This window comes from Amycolatopsis pittospori (genome assembly GCF_013870525.1).
GTDB classification, from domain to species: domain Bacteria; phylum Actinomycetota; class Actinomycetes; order Mycobacteriales; family Pseudonocardiaceae; genus Amycolatopsis; species Amycolatopsis pittospori.
Genome location: NZ_JACBXD010000174.1, coordinates 1 through 5271 on the forward strand (window position 1 = coordinate 1; position 5271 = coordinate 5271).

Annotated in this window: 5 protein-coding genes; 1 reads left to right on the plus strand and 4 read right to left on the minus strand. The window is 70.7% G+C overall.

Going from position 1 to position 5271, the window contains the following annotated elements; genetic code table 11:
* Positions 1 to 108 precede the first annotated feature (108 nt).
* Entirely contained in the window at positions 109 to 942 is an 834-nt protein-coding gene (locus H5J31_RS39300) for an SDR family oxidoreductase (RefSeq protein WP_181777731.1), read from the minus strand.
* A gap of 95 nt (positions 943 to 1037) precedes the next feature.
* Here H5J31_RS39300 and H5J31_RS39305 point away from each other — a divergent pair, with 95 nt between their 5' ends.
* A complete protein-coding gene (locus tag H5J31_RS39305; protein WP_181777732.1) occupies positions 1038 to 1793 on the plus strand; it encodes a TetR/AcrR family transcriptional regulator in 756 nt (251 codons plus the stop codon).
* A gap of 56 nt (positions 1794 to 1849) precedes the next feature.
* Here the strand turns inward: H5J31_RS39305 and H5J31_RS39310 are convergent, their stop codons facing one another.
* Genes H5J31_RS39310 through murG form a run of 3 tightly spaced genes read right to left on the minus strand, consistent with a single transcriptional unit; the run spans position 1850 to position 5182 of the window.
* Positions 1850 to 2650: a cell division protein FtsQ/DivIB gene (locus H5J31_RS39310; protein ID WP_181777733.1), complete on the minus strand. Its 801-nt coding sequence runs from the start codon at positions 2648 to 2650 to the stop codon at positions 1850 to 1852.
* 2 nt (positions 2651 to 2652) lie between these two features.
* Positions 2653 to 4062, minus strand: a complete 1410-nt coding sequence (gene murC / locus H5J31_RS39315; RefSeq protein ID WP_181777734.1) for a UDP-N-acetylmuramate--L-alanine ligase — start codon at positions 4060 to 4062, stop codon at positions 2653 to 2655.
* A complete protein-coding gene (gene murG, locus H5J31_RS39320; protein WP_181777735.1) occupies positions 4055 to 5182 on the minus strand; it encodes an undecaprenyldiphospho-muramoylpentapeptide beta-N-acetylglucosaminyltransferase in 1128 nt (375 codons plus the stop codon). The genes murC and murG overlap by 8 nt, the downstream gene beginning before the upstream one ends.
* Between the last annotated feature and the right edge of the window lie 89 nt (positions 5183 to 5271).

Genomic DNA, 5271 nt, shown 5'->3' on the forward strand with positions numbered 1-5271 from the left:
ACCGGCCGCGGCGTGGCTCGCCGCTGCCGACCCGCATCCCCCGCCGGGCACGGTGACTTGTCGTGAGTGGCAAGGGTCGTTCTAACGACCCGAATCACTCACGACCACTCAGCGGAAAGCGTCGACGTTCGCCACGGCCCATTCCTGGTAGCTCACGCCGGGCCGTCCGGTGAGTTCCTGCACGACACCCGTCGGCTCCTGCGGGTATTCGAGGATCATCGCGAAGCCATCGAGCAGCCACTGCGTGATCTCGTCCGGCATCCCCTGCGCCGCCCACAGCTTCTCGGCCTCTTCCCTGGACAGCTCCAGGAAGGGGACGTCGACGCCGAGTGCGGCCCCGATGGCGGCGACCTGCTCCCGCTGGGTAACCGCCGTCGGCCCGCTCAGCGTGTACTTCTTGTCGCTGTGCCCTTCGGTGAGCAACACGTGCGCGGCGACCGCGGCGATGTCCCCGAGGTCGATCGGGGTGATCCGCACGTCGCCGTACGCCTCGCGGACCACGCCATCGGTCTTGATCTGCTCGGCCCAGCCGAAGGTGTTGTTCATGAACGCGCCCGGCCGCAGGAACGTCCAGTCGAAACCCGCCTCCCGGACGGCCTTCTCGATGATCGCGTAGTCCACGCCGCTCGAGTTCTCGGGCGGGTCGTCGGCCTCGCTGCCCGACAACGCGACCACTCGCCGGACTCCCGCCTCCTTCGCCAGCTTCACGAAGTCGTGCACCGTCGCCGCGAGCGGCGCGAGGTACACGGTGTCGATGCCCTTCAGCGCTTCGGGCAGTGTCTCGGGCTTGCCGAGGTACCCCTTCACGACTTCCACCTGCTCCGGCAGCGCCGCTTTCACCGGGTTGACGGTCAGGGCCCGCACCGGCGCTCCCGCCGCCACCAGTTCGTCGACCAGCAGCCTGCCGACGTTTCCGGTCGCGCCGGTCACCAGGATCGTCACGATTCCCCACTCCTTTTCGTACGTCCTACGGGAATGAGTTAACCGTACCTCATACGAGAATGTAGAATCCAGTTTCACGGCCGAGTGGAGTGTGGATGGACGTCGAGCGCAGCCTCGATCTGTTGTGGCGCGACCGGACGGAAGCCCGGCAGGCGACCCGGGGACGGAAGCCGAAACTGACCCTCGACCAGGTGATCGCCACCGCCGTCGCGCTCGCGGACGCCGAGGGTGAGGCGACCGTGTCGATGAGCCGGATCGCCAAGGAACTCGACGTCGGCACCATGACGCTCTACACCTACGTACCGGGCAAGACGGAACTGCTCGACCTGATGGTGGACTCGGTCCTGGCCGCCCGGGACCTGCCCGGTCCCGGCGAAACCCGGCCGGACGGCTGGCGCGAGCAGGTCCGGCTCTACGCCGAGCGCACCCTGGCGGTGTTCCGGAAGCATCCGTGGCTGCGCTCGACGTCGATGGTGCGCCCGGTGCTCGGGCCCGGGTTGCTGGCGGGCCAGGAGTACCTGATCGCGGCGGTGTCCGACATCGGGTTGCCGCCGCGCAAGGCGGCCGCGGCCGCGAACAGCATCGAGGTCTACGTACAGGCGAACGCGGCGATGTCGGCCGAAACGGCGCAGGTGGAACGCGAGACCGGGCAGTCGACCGACGCCTGGTGGGGACAGCGGTCGGTGTTCTGGGAGAAGTACTTCGACGTCGACCGGCATCCCGCGATGACGCGGATGTGGGAGAGCGGCGGCTACGAAGCCGATGCCTGCGAAGCCTCCGACGAGGCCTTCAGCTTCGGCCTGGAACGCATGCTCGACGGCATCGAGGCCCTCGTCACCCCTCGCGTTTAGTCCTCTGAATGCGGTGGTTCGCACCACCAACTACCGCATTCAGAGGACTAAACGCGTCAGGAGACGGTGGGCAGGTCCGGGGCCGAGACGTCGAAGACCTTGCCTTCGCGGGTGAGCAGGGCGGCGAGGACCTTCGCCTTGCGTTCGGTGTCGGCCGAGGTCCCCCAGCGCACGGTCTTCCCGTCCGCCAGCGCGAACTCGACGCTTCCGGGGGTCTTCGCCGTCGCCGTGGTGACCTGCTTCAGCAACTGCTGCGGGATCACGCCGAGGACGCCGGTCACCGCGCGGGTCACCGGATCGTCGGCCGACACCGAGGGCAGCTTCAGCTCGGGCAGCCCGGCCGGCCGTTCCTTGACCGTCTTGAACACCACTCCCCCGCCGTCGACGAGGTGTACGCCGTCGCCGCCGGGCCCGCTGTCGAAGAACGCGATGGCGGCCCGTTCGGTCACGGTGATCTCGAGTGTGTTCGGCCAGGACCGGGTGACGTCGACGGTCGCGATCCCGGGCATCTGCGCCACCCGGTCACGGATCTCGTCGGTGTCCAGGCGCAGCATCGGCTTCTGGTCCGGCACCGCCGCCGCACCGCGGACCTGGTCCGCGGGCACCGAATTCGAGCCGATGACGTCCACCTGCTGCACGCCCAGCATCGAGCTGAACCACAGCAGGTAGACGAGCGCGACGACGGTCAGCACCGAAAGCAGCGCGACCCACCGCCGCCGCATCTCCTTGTGCCGGGACGGCCGGGCGGTGCGGCGGCGGTCGTAGACGGACCGCCTGCCGCGCCGGGCCCTGGCCCGTTCCGTGCTCGGACGCCGACCGGGTTCGGCCGGGCGGCGGCGTTCCCCGGTCCGCGGCATGGCTAGCCCGCCCGCCGGTCCAGCTCGGCCAGGATCTCCGGGCCGAGCTGCGTGACGTCGCCGGCGCCCATGGTCACCAGCAGGTCGCCGGGTTTGACCAGGTCCGCCGCGAGCTTCGCGGCGACGTCGAACGCGGGCTGGTAGTGCACGGTCGCGCCGGTGATCCGGTCGGCGATGAGCGCGCCGCTCACCCCGGGTTCCGGCTCTTCGCGGGCTCCGAAGACGTCCAGCACGACGACCTCGTCGGCCAGCGACAGCGCGGCCGCGAACTCCGCCGAGAACGTCTTCGTCCGCGAGTACAGATGCGGCTGGAAGACCACGATGACGCGGCCCGAACCGGCGGCCGTGCGCACCGCGCGAAGCTGCGCGTCGACCTCTGTCGGGTGGTGCGCGTAGTCGTCGTAGACGCGGACGTCGCCGGAGCGGCCCTTGAACTCGAAGCGACGCCGGACGCCGCCGAACGCGGCGAGCCCTTCGGCGAGACCGTCGACCGGCGCACCCAGCTCGATCCCGGCGAGCAGCGCCGCGATCGCGTTCAGCGCCATGTGTTCGCCCGGAACCGCGACGCGGAGGTCGATCTCCTTGCCCTGCAAGGAAACCTTCACCACGCCGCCGTCGGGAGCCGGGGCGAAGTCCAGAATCCTGGCGTCGTCCGCACCGGTGACCGAACGCCCGTAGCGGCGCACGCGGATCCCCCGCGCCGAGGCCAGCGCGCCCAGTTTCTCGGCGCCCTCGTCGTCACCGCAGACGACGAGCACCCCGCCCGGCTCGATCCGGGCGAGGAAGTCGGTGAACACCGAGACGTACGCCTCGGCAGTGCCGTGGTGGTCCAGGTGGTCCGGCTCGACGTTGGTCACCACGGCGACCGACGGCGAGTAGGCCAGGAACGAACCGTCGCTCTCGTCGGCCTCGGCGACGAAGACGCCACCCTCGCCGTGGTGCGCGTTCGCGCCGGACTCGTTGAGGTCGCCGCCGATGGCGAACGACGGGTCGAGGTGGCAGTGCATCAGCGCGACGGTCAGCATCGACGTCGTCGACGTCTTGCCGTGCGTCCCGGCGATGCACGCGACGCGGTGGCCCTCCATCAGCCCGGCGAGCGCCTGCGCGCGGTGCAGCACGGTGATCCCGCGTTCCCGCGCGGCCACCAGCTCCGGGTTGGTCTCCTTGATCGCGGTCGACACGATCACCGAGGACGGGCCCTCGGGAAACGCGTCGAGGTTCTCGGCGCGCTGGCCGACGGCGATCTCGGCACCCTGGGCGCGCAGCGACAGGAAAGCGCGCGACTCCTTGGCGTCCGAGCCGGACACCTGGGCCCCGCGGGCCAGCAGGATGCGGGCGATTCCGCTCATCCCGGCGCCGCCGATCCCGATCAAATGGGCGCGCGTCAGCGTGTCGGGAAGGTTTTCAGGCACCTGCGGCCTCCAGCACGATTTTGGCAAGGGTCTCGTCGGCCTCGCGGTGCCCCAGGCCGACCGCGGCCGCGCTCATCTTCGCGACCCGGGCGGCGTCGGCGACCAGCGGGATCACCAGTTCGGCGACCTTGGCCGCGGTGAGGTCGGCGTCGGCGACCATCAGCGCGGCACCCGCGTCGACGGCGGGCTGGGCGTTGACGGCCTGTTCGCCGTTGCCGTGCGGCAGCGGGACGAACACGGCGGGCAGGCCGACGGCGGAGACCTCGGCGGCGGTCATCGCGCCGGAACGGCACAGCACCGCGTCGGCGGCGGCGTAGGCCAGGTCCATCCGCTCCAGGTACGGCACCGGGACGTACGCGGGCTTTCCGGGGAATTCCTGGACGACCAGCGTGTTCTTCGGCCCGTGAGCGTGCAGGACACCGATCCCGGCGTCCGCGAACTCCTTGGCCGCGCCCGAAACCGCGTTGTTGATCGACTGCGCGCCCTGCGAGCCGCCGAAGACCAGCAGCGTCGGGGCGTCCGGGTCGAGCTCGAAGAACTCGCGGGCCTCGGCGCGCAGCGCGGCACGGTCGAGCGAGGTGATGGACCGGCGCAGCGGGATGCCGACGACCTCGGCCTTCGCGAGCGGTGTACCCGGGACGGCGACGGCGACGCGGGCGGCGAACCGGGCGCCGACCTTGTTCGCCAGCCCCGGCGACTTGTTGGCCTCGTGCACCACGATCGGCGTGCGGCCGCGCGCGGCGAGGTACGCCGGAAGCGCGACGTAGCCACCGAACCCGACGACGACGTCCGCGCCGACGCGATCCAGGACGGCACGGGTGCGCTTGACCGAGTCACGGACCTTCAGCGGCAGCTTCAGCAGCTCCGGCGTCGGCTTGCGCGGCATCGGCACCGGCGGGATGAGCTCCAGCGGGTAGCCGCGCGCCGGGACGAGCTTGTTCTCCAGCCCGCGCTCGGTGCCCAGCGCGTACACCTTCGCGTCCGGGCGCAGCCGCATCACGGCGTCGGCGAGCGCGAGTGCTGGTTCGATGTGTCCTGCGGTGCCGCCCCCAGCAACCACGACCACCGGTGCCTTGCCGACCACGTCGGCTCCGGCACCACCTCTGACGGGCTTACTCACCTATGACCTCTCCGGTTTGCGGTACCCCGTTTCGCGGTACCGCGGTTCACTGCCGTTCGCGCGGCCGTCCGCCTGCCGGGTTCCCGCAC

What these genes read in the sequence shown, in the direction of transcription:
- H5J31_RS39310 (WP_181777733.1), bottom strand. Translation starts at nt 2,650, where the DNA reads ATGCCGCGGACCGGGGAACGCCGCCGCCCGGCCGAACCCGGTCGGCGT.
- H5J31_RS39305 (WP_181777732.1), top strand. Translation starts at nt 1,038, where the DNA reads ATGGACGTCGAGCGCAGCCTCGATCTGTTGTGGCGCGACCGGACGGAA.